Below are 25,652 nucleotides of genomic sequence, written 5' to 3' on the forward strand. Positions count from 1 at the left end.
ATTTTCACAAATAAGTGCTGACCAAACATTCATTTCTTTTTTGTGATAAGGTAGATTTGTTATACAGCAATCAAAAATTACTATGGAACGGTCTAAAATCATTAGCGAGAGTAGGTGAGAGCTACCATTTTATAGTACTAACTATTAGTATGAAGTGATAAAATTGTGATAATCGGCAATTATTCAGGGGGAATAATGATGGTAGATACTCAACAGATTATGGATGTTATTAGACATCGTTATCCATTTCTTTTAGTGGATAGGATATTGGAGTTAGAAAAAGGGAAGAGAGCAGTTGGTATAAAAAATGTTACAGCGAATGAGGAATTTTTTACAGGACATTTTCCGAATGATCCGATTATGCCAGGTGTGTTAATTATAGAGGCATTAGCTCAGGTAGGAGCCATTGTGATGCTGACAAAGGAAGAAAATAAAGGGCGCTTAGGGCTTTTAGCCGGTATAGATCATTGTCGTTTTAAACATCAAGTAAAACCTGGAGACCAGATTCGTCTAGAGATTGAGATTACTCGATTAAAAGGTGCTATTGGGAAAGGCAAAGGTATTGCTACAGTTGATGGAAAACTAGCTTGTGAAGCGGAAATAATATTTGCATTTGGGGATTAAAAGACACTGATTAAATTGAAGAAAGAGATATGGAATAAACTATTCTTTTATTTCGTATTGGGCAGGATTCTGTTGCGCATAAAATAAGTTTGAACGTTATTTCCGCATGTAAAGCGAAAGTATTCAGAAGACCATAGGAGGTAGGTAAAGTTCAAATTAACGTAATAATTGTTATGTAAACTAAATTTAAATGAAGTAAAGATAATCTTTAAAAGTAGTCTGGTTACAAGCCCATAAGAGAGGTACCATAGCTACTAAATCGGGAATCCTCATTATTTTCTGGAGCAATAACGCGTTCAAAAATATAGAATATGATCATAAAAAAGCTCTCACAAACTCGAACCACTATTTATTTTTAATTGCCTAAGAATGAGTCAATAGCCTGAACCGCTGAGGGAGGTTGAATCGCTATACAGGCTAGGATTCAACCTCCTTCGAAAACGGTCAAGGTAATTCATGACAATCCCAAGCTTAGGAGAGTATTCGTTTTTCGCCTTCAATTTCTTGAATAGGACTAATATTTTGTGTAAACTCAAGGGTGCCCATATATTCACCATCTTCACTTCTTATAGCGAAATAGCGAATGTATACATATTTGTCCTGAAACTTAATCCAGAAATCTTCACAATCTTTATTACCAGCTTTAAAATCTTCTAAGAGTTTTTCAACGATATGAACACTTTTCGGAGGATGGCAGTTTTGAACTGTTCTGCCTATTACTGCTTTCGTGCGAGCAAAAATCCGCTCTTTTCCATGGGAGAAGTAACGTACCACATCATCCTGATCAATGAATGTAATATCCACGGGCAAGTGATTCATGAGCATCTCTAATTGCTTTAAAGAGAGAATGCCTGTTTCCATACGAATAAAACCTTCAGATATAGACTGTTGTGCGATAGCTTGTCTTTCAGGCTTCCATACACCGGCAGGACTTGTCAAGCAAAAGCCAATCTCATCACTTTCATGAGCAATTTTAATCCATTCGTCTTCCGTAAGATTTTGTAATGCCATAGGAAATAAGATATTTTCCTCTTTAAAAATCATTTCATTGACTTCGCGGATAACAAAAGAAAGGCCATCTAAGACTGCTTTTTTGTCTCCATTGTAGTTTGTTAATTTTTGTTTAACATTTTTAATGCTATTGCGAATACCATCATCGACGCCCCACATGACTTTTGTTGGCCCATAAATGCCATACTTCTCTAAGAAAGGGAAAAGTAAATTCTCTTTTCGGCTGTAATGTTTATCGATATCCAGCAACAGATTTAAATCTTCCATAAGCAAATAGACGTTTTCTTTCTTATCTTCTTTTTCAAAATGCTCATAATGCTGCTTCAGTTTGAAGTTCACAAGATGATTTATTTCTTTATTCTCAAGCTTAAAGGTATGAATCGGATGGCCAGGTTGGTCTTCTGGTTTGTCTGATCTATGGATTTCCTCAATGGAACCTTTAAAAATGGCAGCATGAACCGAGCATAAGCGCTGTACCTCTTCAACTGGAATTCCTTCTTCCTCCATGAGAGCTTGTTCTAATTGAGAAATTTCTGCAACCGTAATATTCCCAACAGCTTCTTCAAATTGAGCCTTCACATCTTCTACACTTTTCCCTTGATGGAGATTTTTTATAATTTTTTTTAAGATAGCTTGCCTTTCAAATGAGTTCATGCTTTTTTGTTCACGATTATTAATTATTTCACTCATAGGAATTCTCCTTTACTATTTGCTTGTGCTTATCATTTGATAAAGAACCAACGCGATCTATTTACCTAAAACCATCAATTTGCCAGTTTGCTCACTTTTAACAATAAGTGATAGTAATTCTCAATGAAAGTGTAGCATAGAGAGAATGAAAAGTTTGTGAGTGAAATCACAAACTTTTTGAAGGCTTTACTAGAATTTGTGTAAGGAAGCTGATAGGGGATAGCACTTAGGCTATGAAAAGATGCAGCTAATCAAACTTGAATGATGAACTTCTTATTTTGAAAGATTAGGCGGGAGAGGTTTCCATTATGCGATTTCTTCCTGCAATCTTTCTGGAGTCAGAATAAAGAATCCGTTTTCATCAATATCAATCAGCTTTTTTCTTTTTAATCGATTAATTGTGCGGTTAATTGTTTCCCGAGAAGTGCCAATCATACTCGCGAGTTCACGATTCGTAAATTGAGTCGTTATTTTGTATTTATCCTGAATCTGGATGCCATTTGATTTACATAAGCGAAGCAATAGCATAATAATTTGTTCATAGGTATCATGAAGAATTTTTTCCTCTAATCTATTCTGGAGATCCACAATCTTTTCTTCTAGAGTTTTAAACAATGTAATACATAATCGAGGATACTGAAGTAAAACATTCTCAAAATCAACGATTGGTATAACAACTAATTCTGCAAGCTCTAGTATCTCGGCATTTGCTGGGAAAGTACCTTTTTGGAAGAATCCCGCATGCGGAAACATTTCTCCAGCTTGGAGTACAGAAACAATCTGTTCTCTTCCGGTTTTATCTGTTTTTTGAATTTTCACCTTACCCGAATGGATAAAAAATATACGATCAAGTGAATCACCCTGTAAAAATACAAAAGACCTTGCTTTATACGTTCGAACCTGAGAAATATCCACTATAGTTTGAAGCTCTTCATCCAAAAGTTCGTTAAAAAGGGGGATACTTCGCACATGCTTCTGAATTAAATCTTCTTTCATATAGACAACTCCTTACCCAATCTAGGCATATTCTTTCTATATAATATCAATGGCTACATGTAGCAAAAGATGGTCTAGAAGGAAGGTTAGAGGGTTTTGCCATTGTATTTGCAAATTGGGACATTGCATGCTTCCTGAAATCTTATACTCAACCCATAAAATATAGAAGAAATGGGATATGAGTGACTTTTTACTCATGTCCCATTTCTTAGGAAGAGGCTTAGGTTCGTGCTATTGCACGTGGGAACAACACATTATTTTCTAGATGGATATGCTGGAATAAATCGGCTTCAAGTGCCTCAAGGCGTTGGTAGACCAGACGATAAGTACCGCAAGCTCCTTCTGGTGGGGTAAAGTCATTTGTAATGGTACGAAGCTCTTTGATAATATTGCCGGCGTGGCTATGCTCATTCTCCAATTCTTCCACTACCTTGCAGAGTTTTGTATAATTTTCATCTGTTGCATGCTGCTCAAATGCTAAAATCAATGGGAAATCCTCAGTCTCCTCTTTTATTAAATGCTGTTCCAATTCTGTTTTTAACTCATGAAATAACGTATGAATTCGAGCTAAATGTGGTTGTTGCGATCCATGAACGCGTAGCACTTTTGTTACATAAGGGCTTAACTGTGGCAACTCTTCATTTAAGTAACGATGATGTTTATTCACAATATAGTCAATTAATTCGCTATACGAGGCAGTTGTCCAATCAATTACAGATTCATTTAAAAGCTTTGTATCATGATACAGGGTGTTTAATTTTGTTATCACCTCATCAGCCAATAAATTTCTTTCTTGAATAGCGTCAATAAGGGGTCTATTACCACCGCAGCAAAAATCTATTTTATATAATTTGAAAAGGTCGCTTGCCTTTGGAAATTTTGTTACAATCTCACCAATAATAGAAGACTCGGTAAATGTATGTTCCATATGAATGCCTCCATAAAGTTTAAAATTTTGTATCTGGATTAAGAATATGAATAATTTTAAATTTATGTCGTGATTTCAATCACTTAAAATGTGTTAATTTTGTCATCACTTGTTTTAAACATCCATTCATTTTATAAAGGGAAGATAAAGTACGTATTAAAAAATAGGTAGTAGGTGAACGTATTTTAGCTGGAGAGCTTTTAGAGAACCAGGGGGTATTTTGGGGTGATGCTTTGCTTGTAGGCGAAGGGCAGAAGTAAGGGATTTCTTACGATACTCAAAAGAGACTAAATGGCTGTGTCCCAATCTGTTACATAACATAAAAACACCTCTTAAAGGTGGCAGTCCGTCACACAGGAAAGACAAGCAACTACGGTAAGAGGTGTTTTTCAGGCTATTAAACGTAACTTTTAATGGGTGATTGGAGTACCATCAGGAATGGTATTTTGCAAGGAATCGGGAAGCGTAATTATTTTGTTCCAATCAAAGCTGTATTTGTTAAATGCCGCCTCGCTAACAAAGCCGCGTTTCACAGTTCTTCCGTTCTCATGATCTATTAAATATACCGTTGGGTTGTTTTGATATTTGATCAATTGTGTATTTTCGTTAATAACGGGTCCATCAGGGATGCCATCAAGTGATAAGAATGATTGAATGCCATCCCATGAACGGAATAATCTGAAGTACACGGCCTCGCTAACAATTCCTCTTTTCTTTCCATCCATAATAAGAAATACGGTAGGTTCATCGACTACCTTAACACGTAAACCGTTGAATCGATTCGGATCGGAAACCGTTGCATCCAATGATTTTACATTTGTAATCGATTTGGAGTCAACTCCTGTTGCTTTTGTTGCAGCATAAGCTGGAGAAAAATACATGCTGGCTAAAAGTGTGCTGACCATCAGAGCGGCAAGACTTTTTTTCATTTGAACCCTCTCCTTGAATGAAATGTAGAAACATATATTCATTTCTATAAATTGGTATTCAATCCTTTTATTTCTTTAAAATTTATATGTAATAAAAATATTCAGATTTGATTGACATTTCAAGGCGGAATTAGGATAATTTAGTAAAGTATTGGTTAAATAATAAATATATACCTAAAAATCTATCTTTTATGACTACAGGAGGAATGCCTAAAAATCTTTTCGCCATGTGTTACTTACTAAATAGTTATCTATAGTTCGTTGTATAAAGGATAAGTTTTTATACAATGCTTCTTTTTTATGTGGAGGTAAGTTTTTGTGTCGTGTCGTTAAAATTTTACATATGGGAGGGCAGCATTTATGCACGTAGAAGCAGTTCCGTCCTATCCATTGACCAATGCCCAAAAGCGAATTTGGTTTGTGGAAAATATCTATCCAAATGTAGGGGCAACGAATCTAGCTACTTCGTTTGCTTTTTCTTCAAGCCTACAACATGATTTTTTGATTAAAGCAATTCATCATTTTATTAGTGAAAATGACTCAATTCGCCTCACAACGATCTTCAGCCAATCCGATACAAATAAGTTTCCCATGCAAATGATTTCCGAAGACACCCATCCAAGTATACCCATAATTGATTTTCGTTTTCATGAACAGAGAGAGCAGGCAATTCAAGAATGGCTTAGTCAAACCACGAAACAGCCTTTTTCCTTCTCGCAAGGGCCATTGTATTACTTTTCCATATTACAAAAAACAGATACCGAGACAATTCTCTATATGAAATTCAGTCATCTGATCGCTGATGGTGTAGCCATGCTATATGCCATTAAAGAAATCGTTGCTTGCTATCAGCAGCTAGCCAAAGGGGAAGAGCGGGAGAAGCAAGTAAAGCCTTCCTATATAGAGATGCTCGATAGAGAAAGGGAATATCTAGAGTCTAGGCGCTTTTCATTGGATGAGGCCTATTGGAGTAGTCAGTTCGAAAAGGCTCCAGAATTAGTAAGTCTTAGTGATCAAGATGAGTTGTCTCGCAATATCGCTAGTGGACGACATAGCCTGTTCATACAACATGATCTTCGTAATCAAATTGAATGCTTTTGTGATACATATGGGATCAGCCCTAATGTATTTTTTCTAGGTACCTTCTACTTATACCTCTACCGGATCACGGGTAAGAAAGATGTTACCGTAGGACATATTATTAGCAATCGCTCAAATGCTCGTGATAAACATTCATTTGGGATGTTTGCAAGCACGCTCCCGTTTCGCCATTTGATAAATCCTGATTTGGATTTTGTTAGCCATTGTCAAGAGATCGCGAAACAGCAAAGGCAGATGTTACGGCATCAGAAATATCCCTATCAAACATTATTGTCCAAGGTGAGAGAGCAGCACCCAGACGTCCAGCAGCTCTTTTCAATAGCAATGGAATTTCAGGTGTTAGAATTCGATATGCAGGATGATTTACGTTATACATCTGACATACAATTCAGTGGATACGAGGCACAGGAGTTAGTTCTACATATTAAAGATCGACGTGAGATGAAAAGCTATCAGCTCGATTTTGATCACCATCTGGAGATATTTACTCAAGAAGAGATTAGGGAATGGAGCGAGCGGTACCGAACAATCATTGAAAGTGCTTTAAGAGACCCGAAGAAGTGTATCAAAGAATTGGACCTGCTTTCAGTAGAAGAAAAAACAAAGATTTTAGTTGATTGGAATCGAACAGAAAAGGAATTTCCGCTAGAGAAAACCTTTGTCGATTTATTTGCAGAACAGGTAAGTAAGATACCAGAGCATCCTGCGGTAGAGTTTGGGGAGAAGGCACTAAGCTATCAGGAATTAGATGAGTTGTCTACTTGTATGGCACATACATTACGAGAAAAAGTTGGGAGAGAAAGCATAATCGCGATCATGGTTCCGCGTAGCATCGAGATGATTGTCAGCCTGCTGGCTGTAAGTAAAGCTGGTGCTGCTTATCTGCCTATTGACCCTGATTACCCACCGGAACGAATTGCGTACATGCTAAAGGATAGTGCCGCATCTATTTTGCTTACAACGGGGGAGTTTGCTCTATCGAATATTGGCTTTTTGGGAGAGAGGATCGACGTTTTGCAGTTTGTAGCGGACATAGAGCGCGCTCCAAGAGTAAAAAGTCACTTGGAAACACTATGTTCTCCCCATCCGAATGATTTGGCTTACGTCATCTATACCTCTGGTTCGACTGGCAGGCCAAAGGGTGTCATGATTGAACACAAAAGTCTCAGTAATTTAATCTTTGCAAGACGCGATTTGCATAAATTATCGCCTGAAACCAGGATGGTACAATTCTGTTCCTTTAGCTTTGACGCCTCAGTCTGTGAAATTATTCCGACACTTGCTAGCGGCGGTACAATATGCATGGATACGAAGGAACGCTTATTTCCAGGCAAACAATTGATTGATTGGTTGCATGAGAAAAGAATTACTATAGCATCAGTCCCAACCTCGGTAATGGCTATCCTTCCTGATGCAGAGCTTTCGCATCTTCAAACCTTGGAGGTAGGTGGAGAAGTTTGTCCTGCTACTGTTGCCATTCGTTGGGGGAAAAACCGTCGTTTTTTTAATTCGTACGGACCTACGGAAGCAACGGTATGTACAACTAGTGGCGAGTATGTATGTTCAAATAGACAAGAAGAGCTGAACAACCCGGTACCACCGGACATTGGACAGCCTATTTCAAATGCAAAAATATTTATATTAGATGAAAACCAGCAGCCTGTTCCTGTTGGCGTGATTGGTGAGGTGTATATCGGTGGTGCTGGTTTGGCACGTGGATATTTGAATCGAGAGGACTTGACTAGAGAAAGATTCATCTATCTTGAGTTTGAAGAGCTTGGGCAAGGGGCGATTCGACTTTATCGCACTGGAGATTTAGCTCGATTTTTACCGAATGGACGTATTGCATACGTAGGTCGAATTGATGATCAGGTGAAGATACGCGGGCATCGAATTGAAATCAGAGAAATCGAACATGTTTTATGTGAGCATCCAGTAGTCAAACAGTGCGTGACAGTAGTAGAAGATGATGAGAAGTACGGAAAGAAATTAGTCGCATATGTTGTGCCTATTTCTCAAGAAGAAGGAGCTTCTCTTTCTCTAGAAAAAGAATTGCGAGAATTTTTACAGGGAAAGCTTCCTTTCTTTATGATACCAAACGCAATCAGGTTACTCGATAATATTCCATTAACTCCAAATGGCAAAATTAATCGCAAAAAAATTAATTTTATTGAAACAAATCCGTCCAACAGTAAAGACGAGCAGACGGCAAATCTGGCTCCTATCTCAGAAATAGAAAGAACGTTGACAAAAATTTGGCAACAGGCACTAGGTGTTGAACAGGTGGGAATTCATGATCATTTTTTCCATATTGGCGGAGATTCCTATCGATTACTTCATGTTCATCAAGAAATTAATGAAATATTCAGAAGAGAATTGCCGGTTATTGATATGTTTCGTTACCCCACCATCCATACATTGGCACATAGACTGAGTCAGGAGTTGAGCAGTGTGCCAACGGTGACTGTAAATAGAGAAATAGCTTTAAAACGTAAGGAAGCAATGCAGAAACAAAAACAGATCAGAAAACGTGGGAGGTAAAAAAAGATGCATGAGTTGATAAGCGAGGATATGCAATCCTCCATTGCCATTATCGGTATGTCAGGGAGATTCCCGGGTGCTAGTAACATAGAGGAATTTTGGCAAAACCTTCGTCAAGGGAAAGAATCCATTCATTTTTTTGAGCCGAAAAATGAAAAAAAGATCCCAGCAATGGGTATTTTGGAAAATATGGCCGAATTCGATGCAGCGTTTTTTGAAATGACTCCACGGGAAGCAGAGATCACTGATCCTCAGCAACGCTTGTTCCTCGAAACAGCATATGAGGCCTTGGAGCATGCAGGGTATGATCCGGAGAAGTATAGTGGGAGAATTGGGGTTTACGCAGGCAGTGGACAATCCGGATACTTAGCTCATGTCCATAGTCATCCTGCAATTGTAGATTCGCTTGGAAGCTTTCAGATCATGCTTGGTACACAACCTGATTTTCTTTCAACGCGTGTATCATACAAGCTAGATTTAAAGGGTCCTAGTATAGCAGTGCAGACAGCTTGCTCTAGCTCCTTGGTAAGCGTACATATGGCATGCCAAAGCTTACTGACATACGAATGCGACATGGCTTTAGCAGGTGGAGTATCAGTTAAGGCAGATCAAAGTAATGATCTTGAATTACAAGAAGGCAGCATTTTGTCCCCAGACGGGCATTGCCGTGCCTTCGATTCGAATGCCCAAGGAACAGTAATTGGCAATGGGATCGGAGTTGTTTTGCTTAAACGTTTAGAGGACGCTTTGGCTGACAACGATCATATCCTAGCAGTTGTAAGGGGAACCGCTATTAATAATGACGGTAAGCAAAAGGTGGGCTTTACAGCTCCAAGCATTACTCATCAAGCTGAGGTAATCAAAGAAGCTCTTAGCATTGCTGATATGAATCCAGAAACGATTAGCTACATAGAGGCACATGGAACAGGTACAACACTTGGAGATCCTATTGAAATAGCGGCACTAACAGAGGCGTATCGTGAGCATACATCCAAGACCGGCTATTGTGCGATAGGGTCTGTAAAAACCAATATTGGACATCTTGATAATGCATCAGGAGTAACAGGCTTAATTAAAACAGTGCTGGCTCTTTCCCATAAACAAATCCCTCCAAGTCTGCATTTTGTAGAAGCTAATCGGCAGATCGACTTTGAACAAAGTCCCTTTTATGTAAATACGCAGCTTACAGAGTGGAAGACGGGTGACTATCCTCGCCGTGCCGGAGTCAGCTCGTTTGGCATAGGGGGAACAAATGCACATGTAATCCTAGAAGAGGCACCTGTATCTGCGAAAAGAGAAGTGGTTTCATCTAGTGAGTGGAATGTACTGCCTCTCTCTGCCAAGACACCAGCTGCCCTTATGCAGGCAAAAGAAAATCTAGCTGAATTCTTTGACAAAAATCCGGAGGCAAATCTAGGGGATGTCGCATATACGCTCCAAGCAGGAAGAAAGGAGTTTTCTCATCGAAGCGCTGTGATTGCTCGTGAAGCGACATCTGCGAAAATGCTTTTCCAAAACGAGTTTATTCCCTTTGCTCACTACCAGGGCACCTCAAAGGAACTGATCGTAGAAGGAAAAGTGGTCCAAAGTCCTTCCGTCGTATTCATGTTTTCGGGTCAAGGCTCTCAATATGTGAATATGGGGCGAGAGCTATATGAGACCGAGAAAATATTTAGAGAAACAATAGATTATTGCGCCCTACAAGTAACAAAACACATTGGCATGGATATACGTGAGTTGATGTATCCAGCTAAAGAGCTGGAAGAACAAGCAAAAGAACAATTACAACAAACCATCTATGCCCAACCTGCGCTTTTTATCATTGAATACGCTATAGCCAAATTGTTGGAATCATGGGGTGTTCGCCCACATGCCATGATCGGCCACAGTATTGGCGAGTATGTCGCAGCTTGCCTTTCCAGCGTACTGTCATTGGAAGACGCTCTGTCTTTGGTTTCAACACGAGGTGTCTTGATGCAAAAGATGGAGAAAGGCGTAATGCTAGCAGTTTCACTAGGAGATTTACAGGTTCGTGAATTATTGCAGGAACATGGTGGAGAGCTTTCAATAGCAGCTGTGAATAGTCCGATATCTACTGTTATTGCAGGTACATATGCAGATATTTGTAGCCTAGAGAAGGTAATGGAGGAAAAAGGCATTACATCGAAACGATTGATTACCTCTCATGCTTATCATTCGATGATGATGGAGCCTATGCTAGAAGAGTTTTATGAAGCGCTTCAGCAGAAGACCTTCCATGAACCGCTAATACCGTACATTTCTAATCTTACAGGGGAAAAAATTACTGCTTCACAAGCAACAGACCCTCTTTATTGGCAAAAACATCTCAGAGAGACTGTTCACTTCTCTACAGGAGTCCGCACTCTGATGGAAGAGCCAAATTGCATTTTTATGGAGGTAGGACCGGGCCAGTCGCTTGTCTCTCTTGTACGACAGCATAGAGAAACGCACCAGGCTCAACAAGTGATCACCATCACTACCCTTCCATCGGCGAAAAAGGAACACTCAGACATGGCTAGCTTACGATTAGCGGTTGCGGGCTTGTGGTGCCACGGAGTAGAGATGGATCAGTCTGCTTTAGGGAATCATGAAAACGCTCGTCGCGTTCATCTTCCAACGTACCCTTTTGAAAGAAAGACTTACTTCCTAGAGAAAAAGGAGAATCCAATAAGTAATCACGTCGATGCACTCGATCAAAAGAGAAGGGAAATGGCTGATTGGTTCTATATTCCTGTGTGGAATCAATCGGGCACAGCTTACTCTATCGAAGACGCAGAAAACGTTACTACCAATCAAAGATGGTTGATTTTTCAAGATAAGCAAGGCTTAGGCAAGCAAGTAGGGGGTTATGCTGAAAGGCTCGGGCTTGAGGTAGTGACTGTCGTTCCTGGTCAGACATTTTCTAAAATTGATGAAAAAGTTTTTACCATCGATATCATGAGTGAAGAATCCTACCAAGAGTTGTTTAAAACATTGGATATGGACAATTTATTGCCAGATAAAATTATTCACATGTGGAGCATTCAGCATACAGACGAGCAAGAATCAGAGCAGGGGGATGAACAGTTAGAGCATTATGGTTTATACAGCATGCTATACATCGCTAAACAATTAGGAATATATGCTTTCCAACAAAAAATGGAAATCATAGCATTGTCGAATAATCTCCAGGAAATATCCAATGAAGAGATTCTTATGCCAGTACGATCAACCATACTCGGACCTCTACGTGTCATAGCACAAGAATATCCACAGATAAAAACACGTTATATTGATGTTCAACTGACAGATATGTTACCTAAAAAATCAGATCGCTTGCTCAAAAAAGTTTTGGATGAGATTTTGAGTACTACTTCTGATTTTATGGTCGCTATTCGCGGCACTCACCGATTTGTGCAAAAATTTGAACAAACAAGATTACTAGAGAAGAAATCCCACTCCTATTCTCCTTCTTTCCGTGATAAAGGCATATACCTGATTACAGGTGCGACTCAGGAAATAGGATTGTCGGTAAGTGAAGAGATAGCCAACTCAGTAAAAGCTTCCCTAATTTTAATAGGCGACCCGGATTTTCCAGTTATGGAGCAATGGGACAGCTACCTGCAAGCTCATGATGCAGAGGACGAGATTGCGAGTAAAATCAAACGAATCCGTCTCCTTCAGCAAAATTGTGAACAGGTACGTTATCACTCAGCTCATTTAACAGACGAAGAGGAAATGAGACAGGTGATTCGTTTAGCGGAAGATAGCGTGGGAAGGATTACAGGTATCGTTTATGCAGCAGAACGGTTTAGCTCTGGCTTTATTCCTTTGAAAAGTAAAGATTCCTGCTATCAAAACATTGCACAGCAAGTGTATGGCCCACTCGTCTTAGAAAAGCTTATTGATCATATGAACATAGAGTTTATGCTGCTATTCTCGCGTACATTCTCACTTACAGGCGGGGTAGGTCAAATGGACAATTGTGTAGCAAATGTCTTTTTGGATACATTCGCGAGGTATCAAACTGCAAAAGGAATACCTACGATTGCGATTAACTGGGGCATGTGGAAAAACGATAATTGGATTCGTAGCCAGACAGGGATGCCATTAGAGATGCAGTTGCATATGGAACAATTGCAAGAACAATACGGAATTACAGCCAAAGAAGGCACCCATGTCATGAACCGTATTCTTACAAGCGACTACTCTCAAGTGATTGTTTCTACACAGGACATTCATTCTGCGATTCATGAATTCAATCAATACGATACCTTACAATCAAGCACTTATTCTCACCGTGCTAATGATCATCGCAAGCAAGCAGCTGATACATATGTTGCACCACGTGATGAGACAGAAAGAAAAATAGCGGATATTTGGCAAGATCTATTTGGTATCCCTGCAATCAGTACGAAAGCTAACTTTTTTGAACTAGGTGGTAACTCTCTACTATCCATTCAGCTTGTTACACGTTTGAGAAATACGTTCTATAACGATATACCGATGGATATTCTTTTCCAATCTCCAACTATTGTTGAGTTAGCTCAAGCGATAACGATGTCTCAGATCGGGCAAGAGGAGATGGATGAGATCGAGCGTATGCTGAGCGAAATCGAGAAAATGTCACCAGAGGAGCTGTCACTCAAGCTTGTTAACGAAGTATAAAGGCGAGAACAATTAAGGAGAGAATAAAGAATGAATCAGTTAGATAAAAGGTTAGCAGCACTTTCTCCTGAACAACGGGTTTTATTTGAACAACGCCTCAAACAAAAAGGCATTCAACCCCCGTTTCCTACTAGATTATCTAACCAGGAAGTGAAAAATCGAAACAGCGCTGCAAGTAGCTTTGTGCCGAAGCGAAAAAGAAAAGTGGATAAGATGGATTTTAGTCTCTTCTTTTTCTCAGGTGATGGTTCTACGCAGGATCAGAATAAGTATGCTTTGCTCTTGGAGAGTACAGCTTATGCTGATCAGCATGGATTTGCAGGTGTTTGGACACCTGAGCGACATTTTGAGGACTTTGGGGGATTATATCCAAATCCTTCGGTGCTAAGTGCTGCTCTAGCTACGATTACAGAACGAATTGAGCTTAGGGCGGGAAGCGTTGTACTACCATTGCATCACCCAATTCGTTTTGTTGAGGAATGGTCTGTGGTGGACAATCTTTCAAAAGGACGCGTTTCGGTTGCCTTTGCGACGGGCTGGCATCCTGCTGATTTTGTGATTGCCCCTGTCCAAACCCCCGATTACTACGAGTCCAGAAAAGACGAGATGTTCAACTCTATAGATTTGGTAAAAAGGCTTTGGGCTGGTGAGCAGATTCCTTTTACAGATGCCAATGGAGCTGTTCACGAAATACGTACTTTACCTAGACCGTTGCAAAATGAACTAAATATCTGGATAGCGACTAACGGTAGTGCGGACACTTATGAGCGTGCAGCCAAAATCGGGGCTAATATTCTCACAGGAATTACGGCTGGTGATTTAGCGGATTTAGAAGCAAAAATTGAGTTGTATCGGAAGACTTTATCCCAAAGTGGATTTTCGCCGGCATCTCGCAAAGTAGCGGTGATGCTTCATACTTGCTTAGGAACAAGTGATGAAGAGGTCAAGGCGAAGGTAGAAAAGCCGATGAAGGAATATTTAAAAACCTTTATGAAGCAACAGAAGAACATCCTGACAGATTATGCATCCATGGCTGCCTCTGACTTTGATGTCATTGTCGATCATGCGTTTGAATCTTATTTCCAAGAAAGTGCATTATTTGGAAGCCACGACAAATGTAAAAAGCTGATCGAGACGCTCGGTGATATTGGTGTAGACGAGGTGGCCTGCTTAGTGGACTTTGGCATTGATAATGAGACGATTATGAATAGCATCAGAATGCTGACTGATCTGAAGCAATCATGCAATCAAAAGGAGCTGACTTTATGAAAAGCTTGACGGACCGTATCAATTCACTTTCTGACGAACAACGTGAATTACTAGAAAAGCAATTGAAGAAGAAACATGTAGATGTGAACAAAATTGGGATTAATAAAGAAATGATTAATCCTCGCGGGCACACAAATGCAAGTCCCCTTTCGTATGATCAGGAACGCTTGTGGTTTTTCAATCGAATTCATCCAGAAAGTCACACCTATAACGTATATGGAGCCGCTAGATTAACAGGCACTGTGCATCATTGGGCTTTAGAGAAGAGCATCAATGAGATTGTGAAGCGTCATGAGGCATGGCGTACCGTGTTTGACAGCGTAGATGGACAAGCACGTCAAATTGTCTTGCCGGAACTCCAAGTAACGGTGCCAGAGGTTGATCTTCGTCTTGTTCCAAATGAAACCCGGGATGAAGAACTACAGAGACAAATGAAAGAAGAGGTCCAGCGGCTTTTTGATTTGAAAAAAGGTCCGCTCATCCGCTTTAAGCTGTTTCACGTAAGTAATACAGAATCAATGTTAGTCATGACTGTACATCATATTGTAATTGACCGGATTACTTTCTCGATCTTTTTCAAAGAGTTATCTTTGCACTATCAATCCATGCTTACTGGCATCCCCGTCCAGTTGCCGGAGCTTGCCATCCAATTTGCAGATTATGCTGAATGGCAACGAAATTATTTACAGGGTGAGACGAAAGCTAAATTACTAACATTTTGGAAAGAACAGCTAGCAAACTGTGACTATGTCTTGGATATCAGCACAGATTTTCCGCGTCCACCGGCTATTACCTACCGTGGTGCCAGATGCTTTATTCATACACCGCTCGAAGTATTGAATGGTCTAAAAGCGATCGCCCAAAAAGAAAACGCGTCTGCTTTCATGATTATACTAGCCGCTTTTAAATTGCTTTTATATCGATACACAGGTCAATCAGATATTTTGGTCGGTACTCCCCTTGCCAATCGCAGCCGAGTAGAGCTAGAGGAGGTAATGGGTTATTTCCTAACACTGGGTACACTCCGCACCCGAATGTCTAAGGATATGACATTTATTCAATTATTACATAGTGTAAGGGAAACAGCTCTCGCGGTATACAAGCATCAGGATATGCCGATTGGTTTATTAATTGATGAATTGAAAGTACCTGCGGATATTAGCCGAAGCCCGTTAGTTCAAGCTATATTTGTGTATGTTGATGTGCCAGAGGAAAAATTACAGTTGCCAGATCTTACTGTAGAATTTGAGATGATTGATGGTGAAACAGCCAAGTATGATATTACAGTAGGTTTTTCTGAAACGGAAAAAGGGCTGGAAGGATTTTTTGAATATTCACCTGATTTGTTCCGTCAAGACACGATCGAGCGGATGGGAGAGCATTGGCATCGCTTGCTTTACGCCATTTTAGAAAATCCACATGCCTCTATAAGTGATTTGGCTATGTTAACGGAGGGAGAAAAACAACAGCTCCTTATTGACTGGAATAGCAACAAGCAGCCATTCTCTGATCATGCTTGCATCCATGAATTATTTGAAGCCCAAGTAAAGAAAACTCCAGAGCAAATTGCTCTTACGTATAATGACCAAATCATTACCTATCAGGAATTAAACAATCGTGCGAATCAGGTGGCTCGTTTATTAAGAAAAAGAGGCGTAGAACGTGAGACGCTCATTGGTTTGTATATGGAACGTTCGATTGAAATGATTGTGGGAGTCCTTGGCATTTTAAAAGCAGGGGGAGCCTATATTCCAATTGATCCTATCTATCCAATAGAAAGAGTTCGACATATTCTCCAAGACTCTGGCTTGCAAATCGTCCTTACAAGCCAATCTTTACAAGAATTGATGGGCAAGGAAGGAATGCAGTGCATTTGTCTGGATAGTGACCAAGAGGCGATTTTAGGTGAAGATACTCAAAATCTTCCGTCACAAGCGAATGCTCACAGTCTTGCTTATATTATCTATACATCAGGCTCTACCGGGAATCCAAAAGGGGTCATGATTGAGCATCAAGGCTTATGTAACGTAATCGAAGACACCATTAACAGATTTCAGATTACTTCAGATAGTAAACTGGCCCAGTTTTTTTCTATCGGGTTTGATGCGTCCGCCCATGAAATATTTTCCGCTCTATGTGCAGGGGCTACGTTATGCCTGACAAGTCCTGATGATAGAGCGGGAGGAAAGAATCTTGTTGCCTTTTTACATGAAAGGCAGATTACCACTATGTTTATTACGCCTTCTGTTCTAGCAACGCTAATCCCAGATGAGCTGCCAGATTCCTTACAGACAATAGTAAGTGCAGGCGAGCTTTGCACCGTGGACATGGCTGAATGGAGTAAGGGATCACGTAAACTATATAATGGCTATGGTCAAACAGAGACCTCTATCATTAACATCGTACATTTATGTACAAAGGAGAGTCTACCGAGCCAAGTAGGTCGTCCATTTGCCAATACGCAGGCTTATATACTGGATGATTCTCTCAATCCTGTTCCAATCGGGGTAAAAGGGGAGATTTACATTGGTGGAGTCGGGGTAGCCAGAGGATATTTAAATCAGCCTGAATTAACAGCGGCCAAATTTATACACCATCAATTTACGCCAGATCAGTCCGTCCGTTTATATCGAACAGGTGATCTTGGACGCTTTTTGGTGGATGGCACAATAGAATATCTTGGACGCCGGGACAATCAGATCAAAATCAGGGGATATCGAATTGACCTCGATGAAATTGGCAATGCCTTAGTTCAACATCCTAGTGTAATTCAAGCTAAGGTAAGTGTTCATCGCGACAAAAACAATAATGATTCCCTAGTTTCTTATGTCGTGATAGAAGAAGGGCAAGACATAAGCTCAGCGGAACTACGCACCTATTTGCAGCAAAAGCTACTTGAATATATGGTGCCTCTCTATTATGTTTTTGTCGATTCTCTCCCAAAAACTACAAATGGCAAATTCAATCGGGAGCTTTTGTCAGCTCCTGAGGAGAGCTTCTCGCAACAGATGATTGAATATGTACCTCCAAAGAATGAATGGGAAAGTAAGTTGGCAAAAATTTGGGGACAAGTGCTTAATATTGAGCAAGTCAGCGTTGTAGGGAACTTTTTTGATCTAGGTGGTCATTCCTTGAAGACGGCGGAATTGGTTGACAAAATCAAAGAGACATTCCAAGTTGAACTTTTGCTTCGAAATGTATTTGAATACCCAACAGTACGGCAAATGGCCCATTTGCTTGAAAAGGGGATCGTGCAGAAGAGACCATTTATCTCCTTCCGTGATCAGACAGAGCATGCGAAGGAAGTCATTTGCTTCCCACCGATGACAGGGCAGGGGGTACTTTATAAAGCTCTACATCAAAAATTATCAGGTTGTACGCTACATGCCTTTGATTTCATTAGAGGGGAAGATCGGATTGAGAAGTATATACAGCATATAAAGGTAGCTCAATCAGAAGGGCCGTATGTGGTATTAGGATATTCAGCCGGAGGTAATCTCGCTTTTGAAGTCACCAAGAAATTAGAAGAATGCGGGTTAGCAGTAAGCGATTTGATCATAATAGATTCACCTCTACGAGTAGAGGCTGTGGAATTGGATGGCGAAAAAATTCAAACGGAAGCACAGAAGCTAGTAAACCTAATGGCAGAGCATTTAGGTGAAAGTATTCGTACAGTGGCAGATCAAAACATCGATGTGATTAAGGAGTATTATGACTATACCAATAAAATGATCAATAAAGGCGTACTGAATGCAAATATTCATATCATCACTTCCAATGAGACAACTAAGGATGATATTCAATCATGGGAAAGGTCCACTCTTCATCAGGTATATGTGTATAAAGGAGCGGGTGAACATATGAATATGCTTATTGACCCGAATAACCTGGCCGAAAATGCACGAATTATAGACTCAATTCTGAAAGGCTCTTCTGAAAGGCTCGAATAAATAAATGATGGGAGATTACAGAAAGTAGGACTTTCAATCGAACAGTGTATTCCGTTTGGCCCAACAAGCACTTACCTGTATGTATTAAAAGCCTAAGATTATAGACAAAAAATCTTTCCTGACTAGCTAATGCTGCTAAAAGGAAAGATTTTTTTGTCAAAGAGACTATTTGATTACTTTCGTGCCGATTCCAAGGCGTAATCATGAACAAAGGAGAGGGTCTGTTGTAATTACTATTACTTTTATGTATGATATTGTAATTGGTACGAATTTAGTGAAATTTTCAGTTATTCAAAAATATTCTTAGGTGTACATGTGACACCTTGTCTTATTTCAGGAGGTTTACTTCGTGTTTAAGGATATGATTGCATTGACGAAACCACGGCTCCTTCTGCTTAATGTATTTGCAGTTGTAGCTGGTTTCTGGGTAGCTTCCAAATGGAGTGTAGACTGGCTAGAGCTGACTTGGGTGCTAATAGGTACTACGCTAATCATTGCATCAGCCTGCGTGACTAATAATTACTGGGATCGCGAGCTTGATCAAAAGATGGAACGTACGAAAAACCGAGTGATGGCTACTGATCGCATTACGCCTGGTTTTGCTCTTGGTTATGGAATATTGCTCGGCATTCTGGGAACAGGCTTGTTATTTACCTTTGTTAACGCTGTTGCCGGCTGGCTTGCGCTTCTTGGCTGGTTTGTCTACATTGTGATTTATACGATTTGGTTAAAGCGAAGTTCAACCTGGAGTACATCAATTGGTGGCATTTCCGGAGCCATGCCGCCTGTAATCGGCTATTGTGCAGTAACGAATCAGGTTGATATAGGAGCGTGGCTCTTGTTTGCTCTTTTGTTCTTCTGGCAGCCTGCTCACTTTTGGTCACTTGGCATTCGGAGAGTAGAGGAATACCGAGCAGCAGGATTTCCGCTACTACCAGTTGTAAAGGGAATAAAACGTACGAAGTTGCAAATGATTCCCTATGTTGTATTGGTGATACCGGCTACCATACTCATGTTTTATTATGGCTATGTCGGTGTTATTTTTCTGACTGTTTCTGTTTTGGGAGGAGTGATTTGGCTAATTCACACCCTACAGGGACTCTATGTAAAAGATGATGAAAGCTGGGCGAAAACGAATTTTTTTATTTCGATTAATTATTTATCGATCGTCTTTATTCTTATGATTGTTAACACGACATAGTAGTATTGGCTTTTCTAATGGCTGTCTTACAGAGGAACTAATGAATCGGATTGATGAAGTAAGAAGAGGCTCATACTTATAGCGTATGAGCCTCTTTTATTATCGAAACGATTACACGCGGGGAGTGGGCAAATGTTGATTGCTTTCAAGCCTATTTTTCAGTAACGATAGCCTGAACAGTGTAGGTTTCTTCATCGATTGGTGTTAAAGCAGAAAAGTCCTTGTGAGCAGCATCTAAGCTAGAAACATCTCTCTTGCTTCTACCACCTTTTCTGTTATTCTGAAGCTGTTCATATTCCTCAAGGGAGTAAGTTTTCTTTTTAATGATAAATCTATCGCTATAAACAGATGAATCGGTTAAGATTTTACCATTTAGAATGACTTTTTTATTCTTTTCATCTAGTGTGACTGGATCGTCAGCCTTAAGTAAATCGTTATTAGCTACTTCATCATATAAGTTAAATTTTTGTGTTTTTTCCTTTTCCGGCTTAATATCGCCAGTCTCGATTAGGTCAGTCAGAATGCCAATACATAGTGGATCAGGAATAAATTTATGGGCAGGAATAAAGTAGTACTTTTTCTCATATTCCCCAGATAACACGGCGTTTACATCTGTATACGCTTTCGCTTTATTTTCTTCTAAACTATATTCTAATACGACTACGGATTTCGCCGGTGCTGTAATTGTTTGCGAAGGGTACTTAATCGTTTTGGAGGTAACGGTTGTATTACCTTCCTGATTTGTTCTATTGTACTCAGTGTTCAGCGTAACGTCTCCCTTGGTAAAGCCTAGGTCGAAGCCTGCCTTTACGCTTGCTCCTGCTTTAAAGCCTTGTGTTATCGTTTTAGAGTGAGTATCGGATACATTTTCTATTATTTCTCTAGTTGGAAAGGCTTGAGGCTCAGGGTCTTCATTTATAAACACATTCGCTGTCTTAAAGTTCGTTTTTTTCTTTAAGGAATCGGCAATGACTTCTTGTTCACCGAAGACTACATCTGCTTGTAACGTATCTAAATTTAGTACCGTTCTAGTAGAAGTGCTTAGATCGGGAAGAGCCATGTCATTTTTTGTATGCGTAAAAAGCAATGATTCTAAATCAAATACTTTGGAATCTATCTGATCTTGCAATACATAATTTTTTACGTGATCGGAGGCTAGGGCATTAACGGGGATGCCTGCTTCTAGTCCTGTTACTACGAGAGTCAATACGGCGGCGGTAGCGATAAGTTTTTTCTTCATAATAAAACCTCCCTAGATGCTCCTGTTGGGGATCAGTAATTTTTTAAATCCTCCTTTAATTGAGAACTTTTTCTTACAGTTAAATCGTATCAAAACTACACTAATCTTCACTATAGCAAAAACTATTTTTGACAAATGTTGTTTTCTATAAGAAATGATACAAAAATGAACATTGTAAAAACCCCCCTCGGATAACTCGTTAGCTTCTCAACTGAAGAAGCATACGAGCTGTCTAGGGGGGTGCGTTTGCAAGCAGACAGGATGTTAGTCGTCTATAAAATCCCGTATGTTTTCAATATCACTTTGCGAAATAATAGGGTTGATACAAATTGTTGATATCCCTTCGATTTCCAGAGGTGTCGTCGTAATAATCAAATCGATACCCATTGATAGTAATTCATCTTTCGTAAAGTCATTCATATCTTTTTGCACACAGTGAAGCTTTCCGCCAAAACGCTGGATTAGAGCGGCTCTTATGTAAGCCTTCCAGCTTTCACCTTCTGCAATCACAAGCATTGCCTTTTTGTGAGCAGTTGCAGCCAGCATGTTAGAGGCCTCGATCCGCAAAGTAACCTTCGCAATTTCTTCCTCATAAGCATTACTAGCCAACCCGTATTTTTGGACAAAGGTATCAAAGGCGATTTTCACCTGTTCATACGTATTAGCATACTTTTCTTTAATATACTTTGTAGTTATTTTTTCTGGTCTTTTGATCATGGACAAGCGCTGGAAACGATAAGGAATTCTTCTTAAATAATTGCAGATGTCAAAAATGAACTCTTCATTTTCAGTTAAGCGTTGCCCGGTTTCTTGTTCTAGCATGTTAATAAATTCTTTCGCGTATTGATAGATGGCTATTTTTCCTTCTTTAAAATAGTGGAGGAACGTTTGTTTCGCAAGATTAATATCCTTAAAAGTGTACCGAGAAGCATTAATAGCAATGGTTATCAGCACAGTATCATCAATTGTTAAAGAAATATTGAGTTCATCGCGTACTTTTTCACTTATTACTGACATCTTTTGATAAATACTTGTATCTACATAAGTATCTATTTTACAAGGCTCTAACTCTACTACATACCCTTGTTGCTTGCGTTTAAAGAAAATAGTTAGAAAAAAAGATAATTTTCGTCTGGAACTCTGATGAAAATTTATACCGGCTAGCTCTTCAAAACGATGAATATAACGAAGAATAGCTTCTTGATTGATCTCAGTAAATGGCCATTCATGTTCTGAATAGGCTTGCAGGTACAGATCATAAAACATCAAGATGATCTGTGATTCATTACCCACAATCCTCAAAGGCTTCTTCTCTAAATGCAAACCGTATAGCTGGATATGCTTCTGGATTTTTTTTAGATGGGTGTAGACAGAGCGGGGTTGCAAAAATAATTTCTCAGTCAAGTGACATACTGTCTTTACATCACCTTGCAGCAGCTCGTCAAATATTTCGAATGCCACCGATCGTCTGTATAACAAACAGAACAATTCATTATTAGAAGAGCTTGAGGGTTTTATTAATTGAATCCCTCTCCCTTTTTGACAAGTAAGCTCCCAGGATGGGGGTAAGACTTCATTTATAAATGAAATGTCTTTTCGAATGGTTTGATTTGAACCTCCTAATTTTTGCACCAGCTCCGAGATGGTAAACCATCTATTTTCACTTGTTATTAGTTTAGCAAGCTGAATACAGCGAAGAATTCCTTTTTCTAAATATAATGTTAGCATTATTTTGCATATTCCTCCTAGTCTTATATTTTTTATTTATATGATTTCTTGTAAGGTGTGTTGTAGTGTTTAGGATTTACGTTGCAGGTTAAAACGTAGGATATATTTTATCTTAAAATAAATAACAAATACAAAAAAATAATTAATACGTCATAAAAATTACAAATTTTCAGGAGGAGCGGGGTTAACTCGTGATTGCTTCAAAACATGTTAGTCTTTGATCGACAGTAACAGAAGCTTCATTATGATTTCTTAATAGGGAGAACCTGTAATTTATATATCGGGAATTATTCCCAAGCTCCTTAACAAATCTAGGCAATAAGAGATTATTTCTTTGACAAAATAGAGAATGAAGCCTGAAGAGAATAGGGGTTTTATTAGTTGAAATTAAAATGTGAGCAAAGCGGGAGGGAAAAGAAGGGGCTATGCGAGGCATCTACATTTAAGATAAATTTTATTTTTACCCTACTTTTTATTTAAATAGTTTTCTCTATTCTAGAAAAACAAGAGTAAGGAGGAAACTGAACAATGAAGAGGATTTTATTTTTCGCGATACTTTTGCTACTGGTCTATACAACTATTAACGTATACCAAAGCAATCGAGCGCAAACAGAGATTTCTGAAAAAAATAACCTAACAATAGAAATTTCTAAGGAACAGGTTCATCAAGGGAATCTATTATTAGTTAATAAGGAGATTCCAGTTCATAAAGAAGGCGTTAAATCCGATGTGGTCAATCTTTCGAAACATAAAGAACTGATAAGGGGATATAGATTATTTGACGAGCATATTTATTTATCGAAGAGTGTGGCTCAAATTTTTATAGAGCTGGTACGTGACGCTAAAAGGGATAACGTTGCGCATTTTATGATTAATAGTGGTTTTCGAAGCAGCGAAGAACAAAATGAGCTTTATCAAAAATTAGGCTCCGATTATGCTTTGCCTGATGGATATAGCGAACACAATTTAGGCTTGGCTCTTGATATTGGATCTACGCAAATGAAGATGGATCAAGCATCTGAGGGAAAGTGGCTTAAAAGGAACGCTTATAAATATGGTTTTATTTTACGTTATCCAAAAGAAAAAGCAGGTATTACGGGCACGCAATATGAGCCTTGGCATTACCGCTTTGTTGGGTGGCCACACAGCGCTATTATTCAGGAGCATGATTTTGTATTAGAAGAGTATTTGGATTATTTGAAAGCAGAAAAATCGATTTCATTTCATGATCATGGCGAAACGTATAATATTTACTATTATCCTGTTTCCAACGACCCAGATTTTACGATCAGCATACCAGAAAATCGGGACTATGAAATTTCAGGAAACAACATAGATGGAGTAATAGTGACCGTATACCCTAGAAAATCGTGATGAGAGGAATGTACATATTTAGCTTTGGGCTATATTAAGCACAGCAGTGAAAGAGCGATTGCTGAGTAGTAAGGCGAAATAATGTACGACAGGTAAACAGAAGTGGAGTAGTGTGCTAGCGCGGCTGCTCCATTTTTATTGCTCACAAATACGGCAAATGTGGATTGATAATTCGTATTGGAAGCAATAAAAGAGGGTAAGATATGTAGGAATGTGATTTCATTACTTTCGTTGAGGGGGATATCTCGACAAATATCGCGTGTGGACACATGCATGATTTTCCCATGTTATTTGGAGATATCTACTTGAGTATTAACAAAAGCAGCTAAACGTTGTACACGATATTGAATAACTATCAAATAAAGTAGTGATGAAATGATGAAACGAAATTCACGATATCCTTCCTGTCGAGGCGTTGTAGCTACTTTTCTCAGTCTGATCATGGTTGCAGTAATCAATTGCCAGCCCGCTTATGCAGAACCATCGCTACCTATTGGAGTTAGTCAGGGGATTTTTTCTATTGAAATTTATCCTCAGCAACATCAACTGATTGTGCGGATACAGGATCAAAAAATTAAGACTTATACTGTTGCCGTGGGTAATCCATCTACCCCTACACCGGTTGGTGAATATAGAGTCATATACAAAGGGAAAAACTGGGGACCCTCTTTTGGTCCACGCTGGCTAGGACTAAACGTACCATGGGGAATTTATGGTATTCACGGCACGAACAAGCCACATTCCATTGGACAGCATCTGAGCCATGGTTGTATCCGTATGCGTAATAGAGACATCCTTGAATTGTTCGATATAATTCCCATCGGAACAAAAGTTACGATTCATGGGCATGTATTAGGGGATCCCAATCATAATCCGAGATATTTAGCTGAAGGGGATGTCGGTGGAGATGTGCAGCTGATTCAATCACGTTTGAAAAGCGCTGGATATTTCAATGGAGTATGTGACGGAAAGTTTCGCTCAAATACAACTGCGGCTCTCAAAAAATTTCAACGCGATCATCACTTGCCACAGGACGGTGTTGTTTCAAAAATGGTTTACGAGGAATTTGGTTTGTTGGAGTAAGAAGCTGAAGCATCTGCTTTGAGAGGAACTGTACAGCAAAACAAAGGTGTGTTAGCTCGATAATGGGGAAGAAAAGCAGCGGCAATAGTTTAATGGTCAGAAAGGCGAGTAGGGAAGCTGTTTCCTTATTGGGGTAATACCAGCGTAGCTGTCATTAGGGGCAATGTAGATGGATATAAATGTACCAATTGCATTCTGTTCGTTGAACTATCGTGCTCGTTACTTGAATAATTCATTTCTGAATCTGACCATCGTCTGTTTGGAAAAATCCCCACAGAAAAAGCGCCGGCTCACGATGTTATCATGAGTCCGGCGCTTA

Annotated in this window: 14 protein-coding genes; 8 read left to right on the forward strand and 6 right to left on the reverse strand. The window is 39.4% G+C overall.

Translation table 11 applies throughout. The annotated features are described in order from the left end of the window. The first annotated feature begins 198 nt into the window (after positions 1-198). Positions 199-624, forward strand: coding sequence for a 3-hydroxyacyl-ACP dehydratase FabZ (gene fabZ / locus GOP56_RS04475; RefSeq protein ID WP_163246803.1), 426 nt, complete (start codon positions 199-201; stop codon positions 622-624). 471 nt (positions 625-1,095) lie between these two features. On the opposite strand, the gene GOP56_RS04480 is transcribed toward fabZ, so the two are convergent. The 4 genes from GOP56_RS04480 to GOP56_RS04495 all read right to left on the reverse strand — a co-directional run bounded on the left by GOP56_RS04480 (position 1,096) and on the right by GOP56_RS04495 (position 5,178). Then, on the reverse strand, positions 1,096-2,325 hold the full coding sequence (locus GOP56_RS04480; RefSeq protein WP_163244635.1) for a DUF438 domain-containing protein: 1,230 nt from the start codon (positions 2,323-2,325) through the stop codon (positions 1,096-1,098). Positions 2,326-2,631: 306 nt separating this feature from the next. Then, entirely contained in the window at positions 2,632-3,321 is a 690-nt protein-coding gene (locus GOP56_RS04485) for a Crp/Fnr family transcriptional regulator (protein WP_121474236.1), read from the reverse strand. 220 nt (positions 3,322-3,541) lie between these two features. After that, a complete protein-coding gene (gene ric / locus GOP56_RS04490) occupies positions 3,542-4,249 on the reverse strand; it encodes an iron-sulfur cluster repair di-iron protein (protein ID WP_121474237.1) in 708 nt (235 codons plus the stop codon). 410 nt (positions 4,250-4,659) lie between these two features. Then, positions 4,660-5,178, reverse strand: a complete 519-nt coding sequence (locus GOP56_RS04495; protein ID WP_003337573.1) for a hypothetical protein — start codon at positions 5,176-5,178, stop codon at positions 4,660-4,662. A 360-nt stretch (positions 5,179-5,538) separates the two neighbouring features. Here GOP56_RS04495 and GOP56_RS04500 point away from each other — a divergent pair, with 360 nt between their 5' ends. The 5 genes from GOP56_RS04500 (at position 5,539) to cyoE (ending at position 19,908) form a co-directional block, all read left to right on the forward strand. After that, entirely contained in the window at positions 5,539-8,820 is a 3,282-nt protein-coding gene (locus GOP56_RS04500; RefSeq protein WP_163244636.1) for a non-ribosomal peptide synthetase, read from the forward strand. 6 nt (positions 8,821-8,826) lie between these two features. Continuing rightward, entirely contained in the window at positions 8,827-13,488 is a 4,662-nt protein-coding gene (locus GOP56_RS04505) for a type I polyketide synthase (protein ID WP_163244637.1), read from the forward strand. Between the two features lie 30 nt (positions 13,489-13,518). After that, complete coding sequence (locus tag GOP56_RS04510; protein ID WP_163244638.1) at positions 13,519-14,757, forward strand: MupA/Atu3671 family FMN-dependent luciferase-like monooxygenase; 1,239 nt, start codon at positions 13,519-13,521, stop codon at positions 14,755-14,757. Then, on the forward strand, positions 14,754-18,707 hold the full coding sequence (locus GOP56_RS04515) for a non-ribosomal peptide synthetase (RefSeq protein WP_163244639.1): 3,954 nt from the start codon (positions 14,754-14,756) through the stop codon (positions 18,705-18,707). Before GOP56_RS04510 ends, GOP56_RS04515 begins: the two co-directional genes overlap by 4 nt. 349 nt (positions 18,708-19,056) lie before the next feature. Beyond that, a complete protein-coding gene (gene cyoE, locus GOP56_RS04520) occupies positions 19,057-19,908 on the forward strand; it encodes a heme o synthase (protein WP_068793051.1) in 852 nt (283 codons plus the stop codon). Between the two features lie 151 nt (positions 19,909-20,059). Here the strand turns inward: cyoE and GOP56_RS04525 are convergent, their stop codons facing one another. Both GOP56_RS04525 and GOP56_RS04530 read right to left on the reverse strand, forming a co-directional pair. Then, complete coding sequence (locus GOP56_RS04525; RefSeq protein ID WP_163244640.1) at positions 20,060-21,148, reverse strand: ETX/MTX2 family pore-forming toxin; 1,089 nt, start codon at positions 21,146-21,148, stop codon at positions 20,060-20,062. Positions 21,149-21,412: 264 nt separating this feature from the next. Next, the gene (locus GOP56_RS04530) at positions 21,413-22,876 is read right to left on the reverse strand and encodes a BglG family transcription antiterminator (RefSeq protein ID WP_163244641.1); all 1,464 of its coding nucleotides are present in this window, start codon (positions 22,874-22,876) and stop codon (positions 21,413-21,415) included. A gap of 528 nt (positions 22,877-23,404) precedes the next feature. Between GOP56_RS04530 and GOP56_RS04535 the strand changes: the two genes are divergently transcribed. Further along, positions 23,405-24,250, forward strand: coding sequence for a M15 family metallopeptidase (locus GOP56_RS04535; protein WP_163244642.1), 846 nt, complete (start codon positions 23,405-23,407; stop codon positions 24,248-24,250). A gap of 441 nt (positions 24,251-24,691) precedes the next feature. Next, positions 24,692-25,333: a L,D-transpeptidase family protein gene (locus GOP56_RS04540; RefSeq protein WP_254068696.1), complete on the forward strand. Its 642-nt coding sequence runs from the start codon at positions 24,692-24,694 to the stop codon at positions 25,331-25,333. The last annotated feature ends 319 nt before the right edge of the window (positions 25,334-25,652 follow it).

Source organism: Brevibacillus sp. 7WMA2 (genome assembly GCF_010748895.1).
Taxonomy (GTDB): domain Bacteria; phylum Bacillota; class Bacilli; order Brevibacillales; family Brevibacillaceae; genus Brevibacillus_B; species Brevibacillus_B halotolerans.